Here is a 22,630-nt window from a genome sequence, read left to right on the forward strand (position 1 = left end):
CCTATCAGCCGATCCCGGGCTCGCTCGTTACTCGTGACGCGATCTCGATCCGACTCTCGCCGTACTTCTTGGACTTCTCCGGAACCAGTCCGGTCGGCCATCGGGTCTCCGGCGAACGCGACGAACGCTCGAGGACGACGACGGCATCGGGGGTGAGCCATCCCCCGGTGACGAGTCTGTCCAACAGACCGGCGACGGCCGTATCGGTGACGGCATACGGCGGGTCCGCCAACACCAGGTCGTACGCCGCATCCGCAGCCCCCGCCAGCACCGAAGCCACCGGGGCGCACCGGACCGAAGCGCCGGGCAACCCCACCGACTCGATGTTCTTTCGCACCACCGCCGCCGCTCGGGCGTCGGACTCGACCAGTACCGCCGACGACGCGCCGCGCGAGAGTGCCTCGAGCCCCAGTGCTCCCGATCCCGCGAACAGATCCAGCACCGCGGCACCGTCGAGTTCCATTCGACTCTCCAGCGAGCTGAACAGCGCTTCGCGAACTCGCTCGGAGGTGGGTCGGGTGCCCTGGCCGGGGACCGACAATCGTCGGCCGCCCGCGACACCCGCCACGATCCGCGTCATTCGCTGCCGGCCTCTTCGCCCGTCGACCCCCCACCGATGACGACGAGCAGATCGCCGCCCTCGACCTGCTGCACACCCGAGATCGCCAAGCGTGTCACGGTGCCGCCGCGAGGAGCGGTGATGGCAGCCTCCATCTTCATCGCCTCGATGGTGGCGATGGTGTCTCCGGCCGAGATCTTCTGTCCCTCTTCGACGGACAGTGTGACGACGCCGGCGAACGGTGCCGGGATGTGCCCGGAGTTCGATCGGTCCGCCTTCTCGACGGTGGGGGCTTCGCTGGAGATGGAGCGGTCGCGCACCGACACCGGCCGCAGCTGTCCGTTGAGAATGCACATCACGGTGCGCATGCCACGCTCGTCGGGATCGGAGATGGCCTCGAGCCCGATCAGCAGTTCGACGCCCTTCTCCAGGGCCACTCGATGCTCCTCGCCCTGCCGCAGCCCGTAGAAGAACTGATTGGCCGACAGCCGCGTCGTATCGCCGTACTTCTCGCGGTGAGCAGCGAGTTCGGCTGTGGGACCGGGGAACAGCAGACGGTTGAGAGTCTCGCGGCGCTGAGCGGAGGTGCCGTCGAGGTTCTTCTCGTCCTCGTCGGTCAACGGTGTCACCGGCTTGCCCTCGCCGCGACCCTCCAGCGCTTTCGTGCGCAACGGTTCCGGCCATCCACCCGCAGGCGTACCGAGATCGCCGCGCAGAAATCCGATCACCGAATCGGGGATGTCGTAGCGACCTGGATTCTCGGCGAATTCCTCGGCGGACGCGCCTGCACCGACCAGAGCCAGAGCCAGGTCGCCGACGACCTTCGAGCTCGGCGTCACCTTGGTCAAACGGCCCAACATGCGGTCGGCTGCAGCGTAATTGGCCTCGACGGTCTCGAACCGATCACCGAGCCCGAGCGAAATGGCCTGCTGCCGTAGGTTCGAGAGCTGTCCACCGGGGATCTCGTGGGTGTAGACACGACCCGTCGGTGCCGGCAGCCCGGACTCGAACGGCGCGTATACCTTTCGCACGGCTTCCCAGTAGGGCTCGAGGTCGCAGACGGCCTGCAGATTCAGACCCGTGTCGCGCTCGGTGTGTGCGGCAGCAGCGACGATCGCGGACAACGCAGGCTGGCTGGTGGTGCCTGCCATCGCCGCGCTGGCACCGTCGACGGCGTCCGCCCCGGCCTCCCAGGCCGCGAGGTACGTCGCGAGCTGTCCACCGGGTGTGTCGTGCGTGTGTACGTGCACGGGCAGATCGAAGTTCGAGCGCAGTGCCGTCACCAGCGTCTTGGCTGCAGGTGCGCGGAGCAGTCCGGCCATGTCCTTGATGGCGAGCACGTGCGCGCCTGCGTCGACTATCTGCTCGGCCAGCTTCAGGTAGTAGTCGAGCGTGTAGAGGTTCTCGTTCGGGTTCGACAGATCCCCCGTGTAGCTCAGTGCCACCTCGGCGAGCGCCGTGCCGGTCTCGCGGACGGCATCGATGGCCGGACGCATCTGATCGACGTTGTTGAGCGCGTCGAAGATACGGAAGATGTCGATGCCGGTGTCGGTGGCCTCGGCAACGAAGCTGCGGGTCACCTTCTCCGGATACGGGGTGTAGCCGACGGTGTTCCTGCCGCGCAACAACATCTGAATTGCGATGTTCGGCACGGCCTCTCGCAGGCTCGCCAGTCGCTCCCACGGATCCTCGTGCAGGAATCGCAGCGCCACGTCGTAGGTGGCACCGCCCCACGCCTCGATGGAGAGCAACTGGGGCGTCGTGCGCGCCACGTACGGGGCGACACCGAGCAGTCCGCTCGTCCTCACTCGCGTCGCCAGCAACGACTGATGTGCGTCACGGAACGTGGTGTCGGTGACGCCGAGGGCCTTCTGGTTGCGCAGATCGCGGGCGAAGCCTTCGGGTCCGAGCGCCAGCAGACGCTGCCTCGAACCATCGGGAATCGGAGCCGAGAAGTCCACCGCGGGGAGCTTGTCGTGCGGGTACACCGGGGACGGACGCTCGCCGTGCGGCTTGTTGACCGTCACGTCGGCCAGGTAGGCGAGAATCTTCGTGCCGCGGTCGCCCGAGGAACGCGAGGTGAGCAGTTCGGGGCGCTCCTCGATGAACGAGGTGGTGACGCGGCCTGCGGTGAAGTCGGGATCGACCAGAACCGCTTGCAGGAACGGAATATTCGTGGCGACACCGCGAATCCTGAACTCCGCCAAGGCTCGTCGAGCACGAGCCACGGCGGTGTCGAAGTCGCGGCCGCGGCAGGTGAGCTTGACGAGCATGGAGTCGAAGTAGGCACCGACCTCGGCGCCCAGCGTGGTTCCGCCGTCGAGGCGTACTCCGGCACCGCCCGGCGTGCGGTACGCGGTGATGCGTCCGACATCGGGCCGGAATCCGTTCGCCGGATCCTCGGTGGTGATGCGACACTGCAGAGCCGCACCGCGCAGCACGATGTTCTCCTGCTGCAGACCCAGATCCGCGAGCGTCTCTCCCGAGGCGATCCGCAGCTGGGACTGCACCAGATCCACATCGGTCACCTCTTCGGTGACGGTGTGCTCCACCTGGATTCGCGGATTCATCTCGATGAAGACGTGATTGCCACGGGTGTCGAGCAGGAACTCGACGGTACCGGCACACGAGTAGTCGATCTCCTTCGCGAACGCGACGGCGTCGGCGCAGATCTTCTCACGCAGTCCTTCGGGCAGATTCGGAGCCGGAGCGAGCTCGATGACCTTCTGATGCCGACGCTGCACGCTGCAGTCGCGCTCGAACAAGTGCACCACGTTGCCCTGGCCGTCGGCGAGGATCTGAACCTCGATGTGCCGGGGATCGATCACGGCCTGCTCGAGGAACACCGTCGGATCACCGAAGGCCGATTCCGCCTCGCGCGCAGCAGCTTCGATGGATTCGCGCAGCTGCTCGGGCTCGGCCACTCGGCGCATACCGCGGCCGCCACCGCCTGCGACCGCCTTGACGAACAACGGAAACGTCATCGTCTCGGACGCCGCGACCAACTCGTCCACGTCGGACGACGGTTCCGACGACGCCAGCACCGGAAGTCCTGCAGCCTTGGCCGCCGCGATGGCCCGCGCCTTGTTGCCGGTCAGCTCGAGCACGTCGGCGGACGGGCCGACGAAGGTGATGCCTGCCTCGGCGCACGCTGCGGCCAGATCCGGGTTCTCGGAAAGGAATCCGTACCCGGGGTACACCGCGTCCGCGCCGCTGCGCTTGGCAGCGGCGACGATCTCGTCGACCGAGAGATACGCGCGAACGGGATGCCCCTTCTCCCCGATCTGATACGCCTCGTCGGCCTTCGTCCGGTGCACCGAGTTCCGGTCCTCGAACGGGAACACCGCAACTGTCGAGGCCCCGAGTTCATAGGAGGCACGGAAGGCGCGGATGGCAATTTCACCGCGGTTGGCAACCAAAACTTTGGAGAACATTGGCTCAACTTACCCGGCAGCGTGAGTCACCGAGGTGTACTGATCTCATCATGCGGGACGAGGCGGTCGATTTCCTCCACTGAAACGGTGCAGTGAGTCCCTAGGTCAGGACTTCTGCAAATAGTCGACTCGATCCGATCGCCAAGCCGACCGCATCATCGACGCGATGCCGGGATCGTTCGCCAGCGACGGGTCCCGCGCGAACAGGGACCGTGCACAGTCCTGTGCGTCGGCGATGATGTCCTCGTCGTCGATGAACGAGAGCAGCCGCAACCCACTGACCGTGCCCGACTGTGCAGCACCGAGAACGTCGCCCTCGCGACGAGTGGCCAGGTCCAGCTTGGCCAACTCGAAACCGTCGTTGGTCGCTGCCACCGCTTCGAGCCGGGCGAAGGATCCGCCCGCGGGGCTGAGATAGCTGATCATGATGCACAGGCCCTGGTGCCCGCCTCGGCCGATCCGGCCTCGCAACTGATGCAGTTGGCTCACGCCGAATCGGTCCGCATCCATGATGACCATGACCGTCGCGTTCGGAACATCCACTCCGACTTCGACCACGGTGGTGCAGACCAGGACGTCGATCTCGCCGGAGTTGAACTCGGACATGGTGATGTCCTTGTCGTCTCCCGACAGTCGTCCGTGCAGCAGCCCCACCCGCAGATCGTGCATCGGTCCGGTGGAGAGGGTCTCGTACAGGTCCATCGCAGCCGTCGTCTCGGGGCCGTCCTCCGAGCTCGCGCTCTTCTTCTTCGCAGCGCTCTTCTTCCCGGTCTCCGCGTCCTCGTCGTCCCCGATGCGGGAGCACACCACGTAGGCCTGGCGACCGGCTGCCACCTCCTCGTGAATTCGCTGCCACGCTCGTTCCACCCAGCCCGGCTTGTTCCTGGCGGGTACCACGTTGCTGACGATGGGCGACCGGCCGCGGGGCAGTTCGGTGAGCACCGACGTCTCGAGGTCACCGAGGGTCGACAATGCGATGGTCCGTGGGATGGGGGTCGCAGTCATCACCAGCAGGTGCGGACTGGTGTTGTCGCGAGCTTTCGCGCGCAACGCATCTCGTTGCTCGACGCCGAACCTGTGCTGTTCGTCGACGACGACCATCGCGAGGTCGAGGAATTCGACTCGGTCCTCGATCAGGGCGTGGGTACCGATCACGATGCCCGCGTCACCGGTGACGGCATCGAGCAGCGCGGACCGCTTGGCCGCCGTGGACATCGAGCCGGTCAACAGGGCGACCTTGGTGGCCAGCTCGTGCGATCCTAGTTCCCCGCCGGCCGCGAGGCTCCCGAGCATCGACCGAACAGAGCGCGCGTGTTGCGAGGCGAGAACTTCCGTCGGTGCCAGCAGCGCACACTGATGCCCGGCATCGATCACCTGCAGCATCGCCCGCAGCGCAACGATCGTCTTGCCCGAGCCGACCTCACCCTGCAACAGCCGCGACATCGGATGTGGTGCCGACAGATCGTGGGCGATCTCGGCTGCGACCTGGTGCTGGCCGGCCGTCAACTCGAACGGCAGACGCCGATCGAACTCCGCGGCGATACCGTCGGTGATCGGTGGGCATCGCGCTGCCACCCGGGTGGATGAGTCGCGTCGGCGGTCGGCGAGGACGAGCTGAACGGCGAGCGCCTCGTCGAACTTCAACCGCTCTCGCGCAGAGTCCTTGTCCTGTGCGGTATCCGGGAAATGGACCGACCGAAGCGCGGTGTCGATGTCGACGAGACCGCGCTGCGCACGTACCGACTCGGGCAGTGGATCGACCACGTCGTCGAGTTGGTCGAGCACCTGCCGAACGCAGCGCATGAAGGTCCAGCTCTCGACGTCCTTCGCGGCCGGGTAGATGGGCACGAATGCTCGATCGAACACCGACATGTCGACGGCTCCGGAGGAATCGACCGAGCCACGAGCGAGTCCGGCCAGGGTGCCGCCGCCGACGATTCGTCCTGCAGGCACGACGGCCCCGTCGTTGTCGTCTCCGCCGAGAATCACGTAGCTGGGGTGCGTGAGATTCCACCGTTTGCCGAAGTACTTGACCTTGCCCGAGAACATTCCTCGGCGACCGGGCACCAGAACGTGCTTGAGCTTGTGTGGACTGAAGAAGGTGGCGTCGATTCGCTGTCCGTCGGCGGCGAGTGTCACTGCGAGGAACTGACCGTTGCGGTTCTTCATCGAACGCAGCGTCGCGGACTCGATCGTGGCGACGATGGTGATGTGCTCGCCCTCGGGCGGCTCCTTCTCCCCCAGCTCCGAACCGTGCGTCATGTAGCGGTGCGGATAGTGCCGAAGCAGTTCCTCGACGGTGTGAATACCGAAGACGTCTGCCAGCGGCGTCGCCGCCGCGGCTCCGAGGACGTGATCGAGCGGGTCCACCAGCGTTGCCATTGTCCGAGATTCCCTATTCCACTCCGAATTGCACGAGATCCCCCGGCTGCCCACCTGTGTAGACCACCACGTCGACTCCGGGATGTGCTCCCGACACGTATTCGGCCAGCCGATCACCGAAGCCATCCGATGCCTGGGCCCCGACGAGCACCGTCACCAACTCCCCTCCCGTGGCCAGGAGCTGATCGAGCAACCGACACCCCGCATCGAGCGGACGAGCGGCGACGATCACCACCTCCTGCCCTGCGAGCCCGATGCAGTCGCCCGGCTCGCACGTGCCGACCCACGTCAGCGATCGCTCCTGTGCGATACGTAGAGAACCCCACCTCGTGCCCGCCGCGGCCTCGGACATCGTGAACGCGTCGTCGACTGCGGCCCGGGCGGCGTCGTGTACGGCGAGCGCGGCCAAACCCTGCACCATCGCCGAGCACGGCAACATCACGACGTCTTTGCCGTCCGCTCGGGCAGCTGCGCCGACGGCAACGAGTTCCTGCGCGGACAACGCGCCGTTCGGTAACACCAATACCTCGCGATGCTTCATCCCGACGATCGCTCGATGCAGCACCGAGGAGTCGATCGCCTCGTCGCACCGCACCACCGTCGCGCCTTCCTGAACGTAGAGATCCGCGGCACCGTCACCGGCCACCAGCGCCAAAATATCTCGACCCACCGACAACGCTGCTCCGTCGTGCGCTTCGAAGCTCACCGCTCCGGCGAACTCGGCGAGACCGAAACACGAGATACGCACTCCGCGAACATCTCCGGCCGCGATTCCTCGATCGACGGCACCACCGGGGTCGGTGGTGTGCACGTGCGCGGACCAGGCCCCGGAACCGTCACCGGCCACCACGACCGAATCTCCGATGTCGGCCAGAGCCCGGCGAAGTTCCGCCGCCCTCGCGTCGTCGGGGCCGTGCACGACGTAGACCACCTCGTACCCGAGGGGGCGAGGTGACCCGTATCCCGACACCGCCTCGGGTGCACCGCCGCAGTCCGACGAGACGTTCGACGCATCACCGACCGTCCGGCGTTCGTGCTCGTGCGGGCGACGGTATCGCCGGCGCGGCGGAGTGCGGCCGATCACCACCTCCACGAGCGCATCGACGATCACCGAGAGACCGAGTGCGCCTGCGTCCACGACCCCCGCCTCCCGGAGCTCGGCCAGTTGGTCCGTCGTGCTGTCGACAGCGCGAGCGGTGGCCTCGGCGATGTCGACCACCAGCGTGGAGAGGCTGACATTGGCATCGTGGGCTGAGGCTTCGCGATCGGCGGCGGCCAGAACAGTGAGCATCGTGCCCTCGACGGGAACGCTGACCGCTCCCGCGACCAGGACTTTCGCGCGTCGCAACATCGCCTGGATCGACACCGTGTCCAGCGGGCCGTCCGCTGCAGCCTCGGCAACAGCGCGCAACAGCTGAGAGACGATCACTCCCGAGTTGCCCCGCGCACCCGCCACTGCCCCCACAGCCAGTGCCCGGCCGACGGCGCGGGCGTCCGCAGTGGGCCCGGCCGCGCGCATCGACTCCACCGCGGCACGGAAGGTGAACATGAGATTGGTGCCGGTGTCCGAGTCTGGGATGGGGAACACGTTGAGTGCATTGATCTCGTCGCACCGCGCGGTCAGGGAATCGACGCAGCGGTAGGCCCACCGTCGCAGGGCCGCGGCATCGATCGATTCGAGTACGTCGACCACCTCGAGCAGCCTCCCCCCGCGTCACGTCCGCTACCTCGTCCGAACTCCCTCGCGGACAGTGCCCGAAGCTTAGTCGGGCATGATCGGTGGCGCGCCGTCCGTGAGCCCTCGCGCAGCGTCTGTCGTGGCGGTTTGGTGATTGCGTGCGACGCCGCTATTCTTGCAGGGTTGCCTCGAGGCGATCTTCACGCATTGCAATCCTTGCATCTGCTCGTAGTTCGTTTCGATGTCTTCGACCACATGTATCGATCAACATCTATCAAGGAGTTCGCGACTATGGCTGCCGTCTGCGACGTATGCGCCAAGGGGCCCGGCTTCGGTAAGTCGGTCTCGCACTCGCACCGACGGACCAACCGTCGTTGGAACCCGAATATCCAGACCGTTCACGCTCAGGTTGCGCCTGGTAACTCCAAGCGCATGAACGTGTGCACCTCCTGCTTGAAGGCAGGCAAGGTGGTCCGGGGCTGATTTCGGCCTCGCTCTTCGTTTTCCTCCACGGCCTCGACTGCGTGCGAGCACTGTGCCCCGCCCCCTATCTCGGAGGCGGGGCACAGTCGTGTGAGCTTCCGTTTCGGTCCCGTTCCGTCCTGTTACACAACCGGTCGGAACCGTGACGAAGACGGCGAATCACGGGCACCGGCCGGTGACACCGGCCGAGCAGTCTCGAACGCATGGCGACCACACGCACACTCTTCGTCACGGCGCTCGCAGCGCTGACGCTCACCGCATGCTCGAACACAGAGCCCGACACTCCGACTGCCGCGCACTATCTGGCCGGTCAGCCCGACTCGGGGCCGGCCGGCGGTGAGATAGACGACCGGATCGGCCTCGACAACACCGATCTTCCCGCGCTTGCCCGTCTCGACCCCGTTGTGCTCATGGCGCTGCACTCCGCCGCTGCCGACGCAAAATCGTCCGGAGTCGATGTGTACGTCACCTCCGGCTGGCGTTCCGCGGCGTACCAGCAACGCTTGTTCGACGAGGCCGCGACCCGCTACGGCAGCACCGACGAAGCCAGACGATGGGTGCAGACCCCCAGCAATTCCAAGCATGTCACCGGACGTGCGGTCGATGTCGGACGGACGGATGCCGCCGACTGGATGATCCGACACGGCAACGACTACGGCCTGTGCCAGACCTATGCCAACGAAATGTGGCACTTCGAAATGGCGACCACTCCTGGCGGCACCTGCCCGGTGCCACTCGACGACCCGACCGACGAACGAGCGGTGGGTTGAAAATGACACGGGTCGAACCGCGGCGACTGCTCGCCGCACTGGCACTGCTGAACCTGGGAGTCGTCGTCTACTGCCTGTGCGTGTTGACGACCACAGGCCAAACTGTGGATCAGGAACTGATGGTGAGCGCCGAAGCACTGTCCGGGGACCTCCTCGACGTCTGCGCCGCATTCGTCGAACTCGTCGCACCGGTCTCGGCTGCAGGAGCGGTTCTCGTCGCATGCCTGATCGCGTGGCGCGGCAACAGGATCGCACTTGCGCTGCGAGCGGGAATCATGACACTCGGACCGATTGCCACGGCCTGGATTCTCAAGTACTCGCTCGACCGACCGAATTTGGACGGCCTCGTCCAGCACAACTCCTTTCCCAGCGGCACCGTAACCTGCGTTACAGCTGTCGTCTGTGCGGTCTACCTCGTGAGCGCTCGCCGCTGGCGAAACCTCGTCGCGATCAACGGAGCACTGCTCGTCCTCGGAACTGCCGTGTCGGTCGTCGTCCTGAAATGGCACCGCCCCAGTGACGCGCTCGGCGCGCTGCTGCTCGTCGGGTGCTACGCCCTGGCGGTCTCCGCTTTCCCGATCAGGATCTCCACGCCCCGTCATTCGACGCTGGCCGACCCCGGCAACGAACGTCTCGCGCAAGTGTGAGCCCTGTACCCTTGGCCGATCGCGATCGCCCCTACAACACAAGGTCCTCGACATGGTGAACATTCTCTTCGTGGAGGACGACCCAGCTGTGGCCGAAGCAATGACGTTGGGGCTCAACCGACTCGGTCACCGAGTCGTCCATCGCCCCGACGGGAACGGTGATCTGGACGACGCGCTCACTTCCGCCGAGATCGTCCTGCTCGACCTCGGCCTCCCCGGAGCCGACGGCTACGAGATCTGCCGACGGATCCGAACGCAGAGTTCGGTCCCGATCATCATCCTCACCGCCCGCTCCGATGACATCGACACCGTCGCGGGTCTGGAAGCCGGTGCCGACGACTACGTCGTCAAACCCACGAGCCCACGGGTCCTGGACGCTCGCATCAAGGCTGTGGTCAGACGATCGACGGACACGACACCCTCCGCGCCGACAGCGACGGCAATCGTCGAGCAGTACGGCGACTTGACCGTCGACCGTTCGTCGCTACAGGTGAGGAAGGGCGGAACTCTGCTGACGCTCACGCCCACCGAGCTTCGTCTCCTGCTCGCCCTGACCGAGAACGTGGGTCACGTACTCAGCCGAGGCCAATTGCTTTCTGCAGCATGGGATCAGGACTATCTCGGTGACTCCCGAATCGTCGATGCCGCAGTCCAGAGACTACGCGGCAAGATCGAGGACGATCCCTCTGCACCGGCCGTCATCGAAACGGTGCGCGGGTTCGGATATCGATTCGATCCAGGACCGGTTCGTTGATGCCGTCCCGGCTGCGAGTCGACGGCCTGCGTACTCGACTGGTCCTCGTGTTCATCACCATCGTCGTGATCATCGCCGGTGCAACGGCTGGTGTGGTCTCGTTCATGGCGCGATCGTGGATCTACTCCAACGCGCAGGACGTGGCTACGGCGCAGTTTCGCGACGAGCTCCGGGATGCCGACGGGGCCCAGGTGACCCGAACGAGGTCATCCGAACTGCGACAGTTCTTTCCGTCCGACGCGACGTTGCTCGTCGGCGACGACGAAGTACAACGGGGATCCGTAGACCCGACCACGCTCTCCCCCGGTTTTCTCGCCGGGGTGGGCAGTCGAGGAATCATCCGCTTCGAGCGACTCGACTCCGAACGGATCATGCTCGCGATGTCCGTCCGTGTCTTCGAGGCGAACGATCCGGACGGCAATGAAACCCTGGTCACGGCCGTCGCCATTCGGCCGCTCGAGGGCGTGCAGGACAAGTTCGACGATCTTCTGCGCGCGGTGGCCCTCACCCTGGCGGGCGGAGTACTGGTCAGTGGGCTGCTCGGATTGTGGATCGCCTCGACCCTGGTGCGTCCACTGCGACGCCTCGATCGGGCCGCTGCCCGCGCCGCCGACGGTGATCTGAGTGTTCGACTCTCCGAGGAGGGTGTGACCGAACTCGCCGAGCTGACGACGACTTTCAACACCATGATCGCCAGAAACGAGACGGTCATTCGCGGGTTGGAGGAGTCGGAAGAGCAGGCGCGCAGGTTCGTCGCCGACGTCTCCCACGAGCTGAGAACTCCACTGGCAGCACTCGTTCCGGTCGGCGAAATACTCCGAGAGGAGATCCCCCAACTCTCGCCCGATGCGGGAGCAGCCGCCCGGATCGTCAGCGGTGAGATCGGGAAGCTCGCACGGCTCGTCGAGGATCTCATCGAGATGTCTCGTCACGACGCACAACAGACGCGCCTCGTTCTCGACGATGTCGACCTCGTCGAGCTCGTCCGACACTCACTGGTCCGCCGCGGATGGGCGGAGAGCGTCGAACTGCGAGTGCCGGACAGTATCGACGCGACCGTGGATCCGCGACGCATCGACGTGGTGGTAGCCAACCTCGTGGGGAATGCACTGCGTCACGGCGAGCCCCCGGTACGCGTGGAGATGAACGCTCGTCCCGAGTGGGTGGACGTGACAGTGGTGGACCACGGGCCAGGGATATCGCCGGAAGACAGCCACGCGATCTTCCGTCGGTTCTACAAGGTGGACACCGCTCGTGGACGCAGCGAAGGCAGCGGACTCGGACTGTCCCTCGCCGCCGAGAACGTGCGTCTGCACGGCGGCAGCATCACCGTCGACCGAGTGGATTCGACCACGGTCTTCAGCGTCGAGCTGCCCCGTCTTCGACCCCGGTAGCGGTCCCGACAGCGGGCTCTCGCATCCGTGCCCGAGCACGGCGGCCCCACGGCGGAACAGAAGCGTCGGTTAGAGTCCCGAACGTGACTTATTCGGACGCCGACATTTCCAGCAAGGTCAGCATCGAGGACGGTGTACTGAGAATCGTCGTTGCCACCGAGGCCGGTGGTGCCTCGCTCGACCTCGACGGCATCGACGGCGGCACGGCGGCTCTGCGATCCGTCAACGCCGGCACCACCGCTATCGGGAGCGTGCTCCTCATCGGCCGCGGGCCCAACTTCTGCGCAGGCGGAAACGTACGTGACTTCGCCGGAGCCGACGACCGCGGCGCATTCGTCGGATCCGTCGCCGACACGTTCCATGCATTCGTCCGCGAACTGTCCGCCGTCACCGTTCCTGTCGTCTCCGGTGTCCACGGTTGGGCGGCCGGGGCAGGCATGAGCCTGGTCTGTCTCACCGACATCGCCATCGGTGGGCCCTCGACCAAACTGCGCCCTGCGTACCCCTCCATCGGATTCACACCGGACGGGGGAATGTCCTGGACACTCCCCCGAATCGTCGGTTCGGGCCGAGCGATGGACATCCTACTCAACGACTCGATCATCAACGGAGAGGACGCAGTTCGGCTCGGAATCCTCAGCCGGTTGGTGGGCGACGACATCGTCGACAGTGAGGCCGAGCGCCTCGCTCGAACCCTCGCCAACGGGCCGACATCGGCATACCAGGGGATCAAGAGACTGCTCGCAGCGTCCGAATCGACAACTCTGACAGAGCAGTTGGACGCCGAGTCGGCGTCGATCTCGGCGGCTGCGTCATCTCCTGCCGGAGTCGAGGGTGTCGACGCGTTCATCGAGAAGCGTCGGCCCGACTTCTCCTGATCCGATCACGGCAGCGTCCAGTCGATCGGTTCGTCTCCGCCCTCGACCAACAATTCGTTCACGCGACTGAAGGGCTTGGATCCGAAGAACCCGCGTGAGGCGGACAGCGGTGACGGGTGCGCCGATTCGATGATGGGCACCGATCCGAGCATCGGCTTCAGAGTCGATGCGTCGCGGCCCCAGAGAACCGCGACCAGCCCGGGCTCATCGGGATTCTCGGCGCGGGCGACGAGTGCGCGAATCGCCTGCTCCGTCACCGCTTCCCACCCCTTCTTACGGTGCGAGGCCGCCTGTGACGGTTCGACGGTGAGCACGCGGTTGAGCAACATCACACCTCGGTCCGCCCAGGGCGTGAGGTCACCGTTGCTGGGTGTGGGCAAACCCAGATCGTCCGAGTACTCCTTGAAAATGTTGTTCAGACTCCGCGGTACGGGTCGTACGTCGGGCGCGACCGAGAAGCTCAGCCCCACTGCATGTCCCGGCGTCGGGTAGGGGTCCTGGCCGACGATGAGCACACGGACCCGATCGAAGGGGTAGCGGAACGCGCGCAGCACGTTCTCGCCCGCGGGCAGGTAGTGGCGTCCGGCGGCGAGCTCGGCTCGTAGGAAGTCGCCCATCGCAGCGACATTCGTCTCGACCGGAGCGAGGGCGCGTGCCCATCCCGATTCGACGGTATCGGCGAGCGGCTTAGGCGTCACCGGTCGATCCGGCGCAGCGCATCGCGGTAGTACGCGGCGTTGGCCGAGTACATCTGAACGTTGATGTCGACGTGGCCGTCGGGAACCTGATAGCCCTCGCGGATCTTGGCGGGCACACCGAGCGCCATCGAACGTTCGGGAACGACGAACTTGAACGGCACCACCGCGCCCGCACCGACGATCGAGCCGGCTCCGATCTTCGATCCGTTCAGTACTACCGAGCCCGACGCGATGAGGCAGTTGTCCCCGATGGTCGCACCCTCGACGTGCGCATTGTGGCCCAGTACGCACCCGGAACCGATGACCGTTGCGTCGATCGGGGTGCAGTGCACCACGGTTCCGTCCTGCACGTTGGTGCCCTCGCCGATCGAGATGGTGCCGTAGTCGGCCCGCAGAACTGCAGTGGGCCACACCGACGATCCGGCAGCCAAGGTCACCGCTCCGATGACGACGGCGTCGGGATGGACGTAGGCGTCGGGGTGGATGTCGGGTTCTCGATCACCGAGTGCGTAGATAGCCATCTCTGCAACTTAGCCGACTCGATGGACCCGATCCGTGTTCACTCGCTCTCGAAACTCGACCATCCCGATCTACCCGCATGGACTTCTCCGCCGACCGTCACTCGACCCGCAGGCTCACCGTCTCCGTGCTCGACGCGACCGATCACCGTCCACCCCCGGGGAACGGCGGCGTCGTCGGGGAAGGTGCCGACGAGCGCGTGATCCTCCCCTCCGGTGAGCACCCAGTCCAGCGGATCGTGCCCCATCAGCGTTGCCGCCGACCGCACTTCGACGGGAATGTCCAGCAGGGCGGGATCGACATCCAGCAGCACGCCCGACGCATCGGCGATGTGGCCGAGGTCGGCCACCAACCCGTCGGAGACGTCGGTGAGCGAGGTCGCTCCAGCTTCTGCGGCCTCGATCCCGGCGCGATACGGCGGGACGGGCACTCGGTGGGCGTCCAACACGGCGTTGTGCCCGGTTCTGTCCCTGTCACCGAGCAGTAGAGCCAGTCCGGCCGCCGACCAGCCGAGCCGTCCCGCGTACGCAATCACATCACCGGCACGTGCCCCCGATCGAAGGACCGGAGCCCTGCCCTGAAGATCGCCGAGCGCGGTGATCGAGATCACCAGCTCCGGCGATTGCACCACATCGCCACCGACGACGGCCGATCCCGCAGCAACTGCCTCGAGCCACATGCCCTCGTTGAGGCCGTCGGTCACACTCACCGGCGTGTCGGCCGGGCAGCCGAGAGAGACGAGAAAACCCGAGCACTGCGCGCCCATTGCGGCGATGTCCGCGCCGTTCTGCGCGATCGCCTTGCGGCCGATCTGTATCGGACTCGACCAGTCGAGCCGAAAGTGCCTGCCGTGCACCAACATATCGGTGGATGCCGCGATCCGACCGTCGGACGCGACGACAACGGCTGCGTCGTCGCCCGGCCCGACGATGGTCGACGGTGGCTGTGCACGATCTGCGATGGCGCGGGCGATGACGTCGAATTCGCCGACCTGCGCGACGGTGCGCTCGCTGCCGGTGGCCGAGTCGATGACGGTGTCGTCGATGATGTTCCTTCCTGAGAACGCGGTGCGTGCGCGACGGTCTCACGCGGAGCGCGCGCCGCGCCTGCGGTACCTTTTAGCGGCGGTCGGGACAATACCGATGCAGCAGGTTACGTGCGAAGAGAACGTAGTCGAACCAACCTACAGTCGAGAAGTCCGGCAGGGGAAAGGGACCACCGATGGTGCAAGCATTCGTTCTCGTTCAGACCGAGGTCGGCCGTGCGAGGGCCGTCGCACAGCAGATCGAGGCCGTCGACGGTGTCGTGTCGGCGGAGGCAGTGGTCGGGCCCTACGACGTGATCGCACGCGCCGACGGTGCCTCCGACGCCGAGATCGCCGAGATCGTCTCCCGCATCCAGAAGGTCGATGCCATCACTCGCACCCTGACCTGCCCGGTGGCCCCGCAGTCGACGACGTCCGTCGGATAGCTCGTGACGTCACCCGACACCGGCACCGAAGACAGCTCGGCCGAGACCGAGGCCACTCGCGAGCAGCGCCATCCCGCGGTCATCGCCACCGCGATCGCGTTACCGGTCGCGCTGGTGGTCGGAGTTCTGGTTGCGGCCATCGCGGTCAACCGCTCACCCGTCCAGGATCCGGTCGCTCTCGGCCCGGTCGACTCCCCCGATGCCGCGAGTGAGCAGTGCACGTTCCTGCTGGACGCGTTGCCCGAGAACCTCGGCGACTACACGAGAGCCGAGTTGGCCGACCCGGCGCCGGTCGGAGTCCGTGCGTGGGTCTCGGCCGAGGAGAACGCCGAGCCGGTCGTGTTGCGCTGCGGTCTGCCCAGGCCGATCGGGTTCGATGTGGCTGCACCTTTGCAGGTGATCAACGGAGTTCAGTGGTTCGAGGTGTCCGGGGAAGACGACGGGATCGACGCCAGCACCTGGTTCGTCGTCGATCGCGGTGTCTACGTTGCCCTGACGATTCCGGGAGACTCGGGCCCAACCCCGTTGCAGGACGCGTCCTCGGCCGTATCGGACGCGCTGCCCCAACAGCCTCTCGACCCCGCTCCGTTGCAGTAGCGCAGGGCCGCAACAGCTCTAACGCAAACCGGTACCGCGGGCGAGAGCGGTGTCGATCAGGGTGGCGATGAGCGTCGGGTAGTCGACGCCGGATTCCGCCCACATCTTGGGGTACATCGAGATCGAGGTGAAACCGGGCATCGTGTTGATCTCGTTGATGACCGGACCGTTCTCGGTGACGAAGAAATCCACGCGCGCCAGTCCCTGGCAGTCCAACGCGCGGAAGGCGGCGACGGCGAGTTCGCGAATGCGGTCGCTCGTGGCGTCGTCGAGGGCAGCCGGGATGTCGAACTCACTGACATCGTCGAGGTACTTGGTGTCGAAGTCGTAGAAAGCATGATCGTCGATGTCCGCGTCGGGAATTCGGATCTCGGCGACGGCGCTCGCGAGCACGGTGCCGTCGGGAAATTCCAGCACCCCGCACTCGACCTCGCGGCCGTGGATCATGCCTTCGACGATCACCTTGGGGTCGTGTTCGCGCGCAACGGCGATCGCGGTGGGGAGTTGGTCCCACGCGGTGATGCGCGAGATTCCGATGGACGATCCGCCTCGGGCCGGTTTGACGAATGCGGGCAGGCCGATTCGTTCACGCTCGGCGGCCGTCAGGTCGTCGACGGCGCGCCGGAGTACCACCTGGCGACCGATCGGCAATCCCTCGGCACCGAGCAGCTTCTTGGTGAATTCCTTGTCCATCCCTGCAGCGCTGGCCAGCACGCCCGGCCCGACATACGGAACGCCGGCCATTTCGAGCAGGCCCTGCAAGGTGCCGTCCTCGCCGTACGGTCCGTGCAGAACCGGGAACACGACGTCGACGGATGCGAGTACCGTCCCGCCTTCCCCCTCGCCGAGGGCGAGCAGAGCGCCGGCGTGACCCGGGTCCGTACTGAGAGCAAGCGCTGCTCCCGTCTTGTCGACGGTCGGCAGTACCCGGTCGTGAATCGTCAGCGCTTCGACGTCGGAGGAGCCGAGTACCCAGGCACCGTCCGCGGTGATCCCCACGGGAACCACCTCGTACTTGGCCGGATCGAGGTTCTGCAGCACGCTACCTGCCGATACACAGGACACAGCGTGCTCGCTGCTGCGGCCACCGAAGACGACGGCAACTTTGATGCGGGGAGTACTCACGATGAGAAACCGTACCGCCGCGGCTCATCGAACGCGGATTCGCCCTGTTCGCGGCGAGACCGCGATCACTGCCTCACTCGGGCTTGATACGACGTCCCAGCAGGTGCCCGACCGCATCCGGAACGGACATGCCGCCGTGACAGACCCGATGCACGGCGTCGGTCAGCGGCATCTCGACGTCGTAGCTCTCGGCGAGCGCACGCACCGAGGTACAGGACTTGACGCCCTCGGCAACCTGCCCGTGAGCTGCTTCCTGCGCACTCTCGAGGGAGCCACCCGAACCCAGTCGTTCTCCGAACGTGCGATTGCGCGAGAGGGGTGACGAGCAGGTGGCGACCAGGTCGCCCACGCCTGCCAGGCCCGACAGCGTCGACGGCTTGGCACCGAGTGCTACTCCGAGGCGGATGATCTCGGCCAGACCCCTGGTCATGATCGACGCGAGGGTGTTCTCGCCGTATCCGACGCCTGCGGCCATCCCGCAGGCGAGGGCGATGACGTTCTTGCAGGCACCACCGATCTCGGCACCGATGACATCACTGTTGGTGTAAGGCCTGAAATATCCTGTGGCGCAGGACTTCTGAATCTCGAGGGCACGCTGGGAATCGGAGCACGCGATGACGGTTGCGGCAGGCTGCCCCTCGGCGATCGGGCGCGCGAGATTCGGCCCGGACAGGCACGCGACCCGGCTGGGATCCGCACCGGTGACCTGAGAGATCACCTGGCTCATCCGCATGAGCGTTCCGGTCTCGATTCCCTTCGCCAGGGAGAGCAGCGTTGCGTGCGGCGGGATGGAGTCGGTCCACGCCTCGAGATTGGCCCGCAGACTCTGCGACGGCACGGCCAGCACCACGATGTCGGCTCCGTCGAGTGCGCGGACGGGATCACTCGTCGCGCGGATCGACGACGGCAGCTCGATTCCCGAAAGGTAGTCCTTGTTCTCGTGGTCGTCGGTGATGGATGCAGCGAGTTCCTCGCGGCGGGCCCACATGGTGACGTCCGTTCCGGCATCGGCCAACACCTTGGCGAATGCGGTTCCCCACGAACCCGATCCCAATACCGCTGCTCTGCTCATTCCGCCAACCCCTCGCCTACTTCGCCGATGCCCTGTCCACGCGCGCATCACCCTAACTCGCAGACCTGCTCGGGCGGTCGGAGTCGGCACAGATCCATGACGCTGGCAGGATCGAGCACCATGGGTGCATCACGAGACGACCACGGCGACCGGGCCGGCGCGTCGCCGGACCCTGCCCGCCGCGCCGTCAGGGTTCTCATTGCGGTGAAGGATCTCACCGCGGCGAAGTCGCGCTTGGCGGCGGAGTTCTCGGCACCTGACCGAACACGATTGGTGCTCGCGATGCTCAGCGACACCGTGGCGGCCGCAGGCGCGGTGTCGGTGGTCGATTCGGTCACGGTGGTGACCCCGGATCCTCTCGTCGCAGAGACCGCCCGCAGAATCGGTGCACGAGTGTTCGACGAACCGGTCCGCGATCCTGCACAGCAACCGGACGAACGCCTCAATCACGCGTTCGCGGCAGCTTCGCACGTACTGCGGCACGGTCACGTCGACGCGGATGTCGGTGGGCGCGAGACCGTCCCCGCACACCGCGTCGACATCATCGCGTTGCAAGCAGACCTTCCGGCGATGCGTTCGGCAGAACTCGCCCAGGCCTACAGCGGTGCCCGACTGGGAGGCAGATCACTCGTGGTCGACCATCACGGCACGGGGACCGCCGCACTGATCCTCAAGGACTCCCCCGACGAACTGGCACCACTGTTCGGACGAGACTCCGCACGCCGCCACACCGCGTCGGGCGCACGGGAACTCGACGGCGCGTGGCCGGGTCTTCGACTGGACGTGGACACCGCCGACGACGTCCGCAGAGCGCACCGTCTGGGAGTCGGACCGGCGACGGCGGCCGTCCTCCACTCGCTCGGGTGGAGTGACGAAGCATCTGCGACGACTGCGTGAGCGTGAGGACCGGCACGGCAGTCGAGTGAACACGGACCCGAGTTCGGCCATCGGAGTTTCACCCACGCCGGGTTTGGGGGATGATCGTGCGGTGAGCAAAGACGACGTGCAGCCAGCGAACCAGGATCCGCCGATCGAGACCGGAAAGGCCACCGGTTCGGATCCGGCATGGAGCGCTCCGGTCGCGGCGACTATGCCGAGTATCCCCTCCGCGCTACCGGCTGCTACACCCGAATCGGTGGACGCCGGCACCGTGCTCCCCGAAAATCGCTATCTCAACCGGGAATTGAGCTGGCTCGATTTCAACTCACGGGTTCTCGCGCTCGCGCAGGACTCGTCGCTCCCTTTGCTCGAACGGGCGAAGTTCCTCGCGATCTACGCGTCGAATCTCGACGAGTTCTACATGGTTCGGGTTGCAGGCCTCAAGCGCCGTGACGAAACCGGTCTGTCGGTTCGCTCCGCCGACGGTATGACTCCGCGCGAGCAGCTCGCGGTGATCGGACAGCGCACCCAGGAGCTCGCGCTCAAACATGCGCGAGTACTGCTCGATTCGATCCTTCCCGAGCTCACCGCCGAGGGAATCGCGATCATCCGGTGGTCCGATCTGGACAGCGACGAGCGCGCTCGACTGTCGGAATATTTCACCGAGCAGGTCTTTCCGGTTCTCACGCCGCTGGCCGTCGACCCGGCCCACCCCTTCCCGTACATCAGCGGCCTGAGCTTGAATCTCGCTGTGACAGTGAAGGATTACTCCACAACCGGTGAGCACTTCGCCCGTGTGAAGGTTCCCGACAACGTGGATCGCTTCGTGCGGGTCAAGCGCGGCGAGGGCAACCACCGCATCGACGCCTTCCTGTCGATGGAGGAATTGATCTCGGCTCACCTCGATGTCCTCTTCCCCGGGATGGAGGTCGTCGAGTCTCACGCGTTCCGTATCACGCGCAACGCCGATTTCGAGGTCGAGGAAGACCGCGACGAGGACCTCCTGCAGGCACTGGAGCGAGAGCTCGCCCGCAGGCGCTTCGGCTCACCTGTCCGCCTCGAGATCGCCGACGACATGACCGAGCACATGCTCGAATTGCTGCTTCGCGAACTCGATGTCGATCCGGGCGACGTCATTCAGGTCCCCGGACTGCTCGATCTGTCGTGCCTGTGGCAGGTCTACAGCGTCGACCGTCCCAACCTCAAGGATGCCCCCTTCGTCCCGGCCACCCACCCGGCATTCGGTGAGCGCGAGACCCCCAAGAGCGTCTTCTCCACACTGCGCGACGGCGACGTCCTGGTACATCATCCCTACGATTCCTTCTCCACCAGCGTTCAACGCTTCATCGAGCAGGCCGCGGCCGACCCGCAGGTGCTCGCCATCAAGCAGACCCTCTATCGAACCTCGGGAGATTCCCCGATCGTCAACGCGCTCGTCGATGCCGCCGGAGCGGGCAAGCAGGTCGTGGCATTGGTCGAGATCAAGGCACGTTTCGACGAGCAGGCCAACATCGAGTGGGCACGCAAGCTCGAAAAGGCGGGCGTGCACGTGGTGTACGGGCTCGTCGGCCTCAAGACGCACTGCAAGACCTGCCTGGTCGTGCGTCGAGAGGGGTCCGTCATTCGCCGGTACTGCCACATCGGTACCGGCAACTACAACCCCAAGACAGCACGGATCTACGAGGACGTGGGCCTGCTGACGTCGTCGCCCGAGATCGGGGCCGACCTCACCGATCTGTTCAACTCACTGACCGGATACTCGCGAAAGTCCAAGTACCGCAATCTTCTCGTGGCACCGTACGGGGTGCGGCGCGGCATCGTCGAACGCATCGAGGCCGAGGTCGAACACCTCAAAGAGGGCCGCGACGCCGGAATTCGGCTCAAGGCCAACGCCCTGGTCGACGAGCAGGTCATCGACGCGCTCTACCGAGCATCGATGGCAGGGGTTCCGGTCAAGGTGGTGGTGCGCGGAATCTGTGCACTCAAGCCAGGAGTTCCCGGTCTGTCGGAGAACATCGAAGTCCGTTCCATCCTCGGCCGATTCCTCGAACACTCGCGAGTTCTGCACTTCCAAGGCGCGGACGAGTTCTGGATCGGCAGCGCAGACATGATGCACCGCAACCTCGATCGCCGAGTCGAGGTGATGGCTCAGGTCAAGGATCCTCGACTGGCGAACCAGCTGAGCGAGATCTTCGATTCTGCCCTCGACCCCACCACTCGATGCTGGGAGTTGGGACCGGACGGCGGCTGGGTCGCGTCACCGGCTCAGGGTGAGAAAGTTCGTGAGCATCAGGTGGACTTGATGCGCAGTCGGAGGAATCAGGCGTCCTGATGGGCACTTCCGACGGCTCTCCCCGCGCCAACATCTTTGCGGCGGGCTCGATCCTGTGGCGACATTCACCGAGCGGCGACTCGGGCGTCGAGGTCGCCCTGGTGCACAGGCCCAAATACGACGACTGGTCGTTCCCCAAGGGAAAGCTCGATCCCGGTGAAACAGCTGTCGACGCAGCGGTCCGAGAGGTCAAGGAGGAGACCGGATTCGACTCACGACTGGGACGGTCGCTGTCCTACGTCACCTACCCGATCCCGGGGCACCGTCGGGTCAAGAAGGTTCTCTACTGGGCGGCCGAGGTCACCGGGGGCGAGTTCGTCCCCAATGTCGAGGTGGACGAAATTCGCTGGGTAGCGCCCGAGGACGTCGGCCGCGAACTCTCGTATCCCATGGACCACAAGATCCTTCGGCGGTTCGTGGCCAAGCCTGCCGACACCTCCACGGTGCTGTTGGTTCGGCACGGCAGTGCCGGGTCGCGCTCGCGGTACAAAGGCAACGACGTCGATCGTCCACTCGACAGGACCGGACGTCGACAGGCCGAATCCTTGGTCTCGTTGCTTCGGGCATTCGGCGGCGATGCCGTCTATGCAGCCGACCGCGCTCGATGCGTCCAGACGGTCGCTCCGTTCGCGGAATCGTTGGGGGTGGACATCACTCCCGAGCACCTGCTGTCAGAGGAAGGGTACGCCGACGACCCTCGCAAGGGGCGACATCGCGCACGCGACATCGCCGAACTGCCCGGCACCCCCGTGGTCTGCAGCCAGGGAAAAGTGATCCCCGACTTGATGCGCTGGTGGGCCGAGAGAGACGGAATCACGTTGCCTGCCAACAGAAACCGCAAGGGTAGCGTGTGGGTGCTCTCGCGCCGTGACGGCAGGCTCATCTCTGCCGACCACATCGCCAGTCCCTTGCCCACCCTCACCGCCGACGGCTGAGCGGCTCGACACTTACGACAGAAG

20 protein-coding genes are annotated in these 22,630 nt (G+C 65.7%); 11 read left to right on the forward strand and 9 right to left on the reverse strand.

The genetic code is table 11. The features are described 5' to 3' along the window. Nucleotides 1–4 precede the first annotated feature (4 nt). The 4 genes from rsmD to AYK61_RS06090 form a co-directional block, all read right to left on the reverse strand. The gene (gene rsmD, locus AYK61_RS06075) at nucleotides 5–580 is read right to left on the reverse strand and encodes a 16S rRNA (guanine(966)-N(2))-methyltransferase RsmD (protein ID WP_121870164.1); all 576 of its coding nucleotides are present in this window, start codon (nucleotides 578–580) and stop codon (nucleotides 5–7) included. After that, nucleotides 577–3,993, reverse strand: coding sequence for a pyruvate carboxylase (locus AYK61_RS06080; protein ID WP_121870165.1), 3,417 nt, complete (start codon nucleotides 3,991–3,993; stop codon nucleotides 577–579). The genes rsmD and AYK61_RS06080 overlap by 4 nt, the downstream gene beginning before the upstream one ends. Nucleotides 3,994–4,098: 105 nt before the next feature. Next, nucleotides 4,099–6,375: an ATP-dependent DNA helicase RecG gene (gene recG, locus AYK61_RS06085; protein ID WP_121870166.1), complete on the reverse strand. Its 2,277-nt coding sequence runs from the start codon at nucleotides 6,373–6,375 to the stop codon at nucleotides 4,099–4,101. A gap of 13 nt (nucleotides 6,376–6,388) precedes the next feature. After that, the gene (locus tag AYK61_RS06090; protein ID WP_121870167.1) at nucleotides 6,389–8,068 is read right to left on the reverse strand and encodes a DAK2 domain-containing protein; all 1,680 of its coding nucleotides are present in this window, start codon (nucleotides 8,066–8,068) and stop codon (nucleotides 6,389–6,391) included. 276 nt (nucleotides 8,069–8,344) lie between these two features. Between AYK61_RS06090 and rpmB the strand changes: the two genes are divergently transcribed. From rpmB to AYK61_RS06120, 6 genes are all read left to right on the forward strand, one after another. Beyond that, the gene (gene rpmB / locus AYK61_RS06095; RefSeq protein WP_008717389.1) at nucleotides 8,345–8,536 is read left to right on the forward strand and encodes a 50S ribosomal protein L28; all 192 of its coding nucleotides are present in this window, start codon (nucleotides 8,345–8,347) and stop codon (nucleotides 8,534–8,536) included. A gap of 203 nt (nucleotides 8,537–8,739) precedes the next feature. Next, nucleotides 8,740–9,306 carry a M15 family metallopeptidase gene (locus tag AYK61_RS06100; protein ID WP_121870168.1) on the forward strand — a complete coding sequence of 189 codons (567 nt, stop codon included), beginning with the start codon at nucleotides 8,740–8,742 and terminating at the stop codon, nucleotides 9,304–9,306. Nucleotides 9,307–9,308: 2 nt separating this feature from the next. Then, the gene (locus AYK61_RS06105; RefSeq protein ID WP_121870169.1) at nucleotides 9,309–9,953 is read left to right on the forward strand and encodes a phosphatase PAP2 family protein; all 645 of its coding nucleotides are present in this window, start codon (nucleotides 9,309–9,311) and stop codon (nucleotides 9,951–9,953) included. 52 nt (nucleotides 9,954–10,005) lie between these two features. Then, entirely contained in the window at nucleotides 10,006–10,707 is a 702-nt protein-coding gene (locus tag AYK61_RS06110; protein WP_121870170.1) for a response regulator transcription factor, read from the forward strand. Beyond that, complete coding sequence (locus tag AYK61_RS06115; protein ID WP_259467948.1) at nucleotides 10,707–12,101, forward strand: cell wall metabolism sensor histidine kinase WalK; 1,395 nt, start codon at nucleotides 10,707–10,709, stop codon at nucleotides 12,099–12,101. Before AYK61_RS06110 ends, AYK61_RS06115 begins: the two co-directional genes overlap by 1 nt. Nucleotides 12,102–12,184: 83 nt before the next feature. Next, the gene (locus tag AYK61_RS06120) at nucleotides 12,185–12,979 is read left to right on the forward strand and encodes an enoyl-CoA hydratase/isomerase family protein (protein ID WP_121870172.1); all 795 of its coding nucleotides are present in this window, start codon (nucleotides 12,185–12,187) and stop codon (nucleotides 12,977–12,979) included. Between the two features lie 5 nt (nucleotides 12,980–12,984). Here the strand turns inward: AYK61_RS06120 and AYK61_RS06125 are convergent, their stop codons facing one another. The 3 genes from AYK61_RS06125 to AYK61_RS06135 are packed head-to-tail and all read right to left on the reverse strand — an operon-like array spanning nucleotide 12,985 to nucleotide 15,244. Beyond that, nucleotides 12,985–13,677 (reverse strand): uracil-DNA glycosylase, encoded by a 693-nt coding sequence (locus tag AYK61_RS06125; protein WP_121870173.1) that lies wholly within the window; start codon nucleotides 13,675–13,677, stop codon nucleotides 12,985–12,987. After that, nucleotides 13,674–14,198 (reverse strand): gamma carbonic anhydrase family protein, encoded by a 525-nt coding sequence (locus tag AYK61_RS06130; RefSeq protein WP_032397774.1) that lies wholly within the window; start codon nucleotides 14,196–14,198, stop codon nucleotides 13,674–13,676. Before AYK61_RS06130 ends, AYK61_RS06125 begins: the two co-directional genes overlap by 4 nt. A 38-nt stretch (nucleotides 14,199–14,236) precedes the next feature. After that, nucleotides 14,237–15,244: a thiamine-phosphate kinase gene (locus AYK61_RS06135; protein WP_121870174.1), complete on the reverse strand. Its 1,008-nt coding sequence runs from the start codon at nucleotides 15,242–15,244 to the stop codon at nucleotides 14,237–14,239. Between the two features lie 173 nt (nucleotides 15,245–15,417). Here AYK61_RS06135 and AYK61_RS06140 point away from each other — a divergent pair, with 173 nt between their 5' ends. Both AYK61_RS06140 and AYK61_RS06145 read left to right on the forward strand, forming a co-directional pair. Further along, on the forward strand, nucleotides 15,418–15,666 hold the full coding sequence (locus AYK61_RS06140; RefSeq protein WP_121870175.1) for an Lrp/AsnC ligand binding domain-containing protein: 249 nt from the start codon (nucleotides 15,418–15,420) through the stop codon (nucleotides 15,664–15,666). A gap of 3 nt (nucleotides 15,667–15,669) precedes the next feature. Then, nucleotides 15,670–16,263 carry a DUF3515 domain-containing protein gene (locus AYK61_RS06145; protein ID WP_121870176.1) on the forward strand — a complete coding sequence of 198 codons (594 nt, stop codon included), beginning with the start codon at nucleotides 15,670–15,672 and terminating at the stop codon, nucleotides 16,261–16,263. Between the two features lie 18 nt (nucleotides 16,264–16,281). On the opposite strand, the gene AYK61_RS06150 is transcribed toward AYK61_RS06145, so the two are convergent. Together AYK61_RS06150 and AYK61_RS06155 are read right to left on the reverse strand one after the other, a co-directional pair. Beyond that, entirely contained in the window at nucleotides 16,282–17,388 is a 1,107-nt protein-coding gene (locus AYK61_RS06150; RefSeq protein WP_121870177.1) for a D-alanine--D-alanine ligase family protein, read from the reverse strand. A gap of 73 nt (nucleotides 17,389–17,461) precedes the next feature. Further along, on the reverse strand, nucleotides 17,462–18,460 hold the full coding sequence (locus AYK61_RS06155; protein WP_121870178.1) for an NAD(P)H-dependent glycerol-3-phosphate dehydrogenase: 999 nt from the start codon (nucleotides 18,458–18,460) through the stop codon (nucleotides 17,462–17,464). Nucleotides 18,461–18,562: 102 nt separating this feature from the next. Between AYK61_RS06155 and cofC the strand changes: the two genes are divergently transcribed. The 3 genes from cofC to AYK61_RS06170 all read left to right on the forward strand — a co-directional run bounded on the left by cofC (nucleotide 18,563) and on the right by AYK61_RS06170 (nucleotide 22,606). Next, on the forward strand, nucleotides 18,563–19,357 hold the full coding sequence (cofC, locus tag AYK61_RS06160; RefSeq protein WP_397485436.1) for a 2-phospho-L-lactate guanylyltransferase: 795 nt from the start codon (nucleotides 18,563–18,565) through the stop codon (nucleotides 19,355–19,357). Nucleotides 19,358–19,550: 193 nt separating this feature from the next. Beyond that, nucleotides 19,551–21,671, forward strand: coding sequence for an RNA degradosome polyphosphate kinase (locus AYK61_RS06165; protein WP_259468167.1), 2,121 nt, complete (start codon nucleotides 19,551–19,553; stop codon nucleotides 21,669–21,671). Then, complete coding sequence (locus AYK61_RS06170) at nucleotides 21,671–22,606, forward strand: NUDIX hydrolase (protein WP_121870179.1); 936 nt, start codon at nucleotides 21,671–21,673, stop codon at nucleotides 22,604–22,606. The genes AYK61_RS06165 and AYK61_RS06170 overlap by 1 nt, the downstream gene beginning before the upstream one ends. Nucleotides 22,607–22,630 lie beyond the last annotated feature (24 nt).

Source organism: Rhodococcus sp. SBT000017 (assembly GCF_003688915.1).
Classification (GTDB): Bacteria; Actinomycetota; Actinomycetes; order Mycobacteriales; family Mycobacteriaceae; genus Rhodococcoides.

Coding starts and splice junctions, on each gene's coding strand:
- AYK61_RS06130 (WP_032397774.1), bottom strand. CDS start 14,198: ATGGCTATCTACGCACTCGGTGATCGAGAACCCGACATCCACCCCGAC.
- AYK61_RS06080 (WP_121870165.1), bottom strand. CDS start 3,993: ATGTTCTCCAAAGTTTTGGTTGCCAACCGCGGTGAAATTGCCATCCGC.
- rpmB (WP_008717389.1), top strand. CDS start 8,345: ATGGCTGCCGTCTGCGACGTATGCGCCAAGGGGCCCGGCTTCGGTAAG.
- AYK61_RS06170 (WP_121870179.1), top strand. CDS start 21,671: ATGGGCACTTCCGACGGCTCTCCCCGCGCCAACATCTTTGCGGCGGGC.
- AYK61_RS06155 (WP_121870178.1), bottom strand. CDS start 18,460: ATGAGCAGAGCAGCGGTATTGGGATCGGGTTCGTGGGGAACCGCATTC.
- rsmD (WP_121870164.1), bottom strand. CDS start 580: ATGACGCGGATCGTGGCGGGTGTCGCGGGCGGCCGACGATTGTCGGTC.
- AYK61_RS06100 (WP_121870168.1), top strand. CDS start 8,740: ATGGCGACCACACGCACACTCTTCGTCACGGCGCTCGCAGCGCTGACG.
- AYK61_RS06140 (WP_121870175.1), top strand. CDS start 15,418: ATGGTGCAAGCATTCGTTCTCGTTCAGACCGAGGTCGGCCGTGCGAGG.
- recG (WP_121870166.1), bottom strand. CDS start 6,375: ATGGCAACGCTGGTGGACCCGCTCGATCACGTCCTCGGAGCCGCGGCG.
- AYK61_RS06110 (WP_121870170.1), top strand. CDS start 10,006: ATGGTGAACATTCTCTTCGTGGAGGACGACCCAGCTGTGGCCGAAGCA.
- AYK61_RS06165 (WP_259468167.1), top strand. CDS start 19,551: ATGCCGAGTATCCCCTCCGCGCTACCGGCTGCTACACCCGAATCGGTG.
- AYK61_RS06105 (WP_121870169.1), top strand. CDS start 9,309: ATGACACGGGTCGAACCGCGGCGACTGCTCGCCGCACTGGCACTGCTG.
- AYK61_RS06115 (WP_259467948.1), top strand. CDS start 10,707: ATGCCGTCCCGGCTGCGAGTCGACGGCCTGCGTACTCGACTGGTCCTC.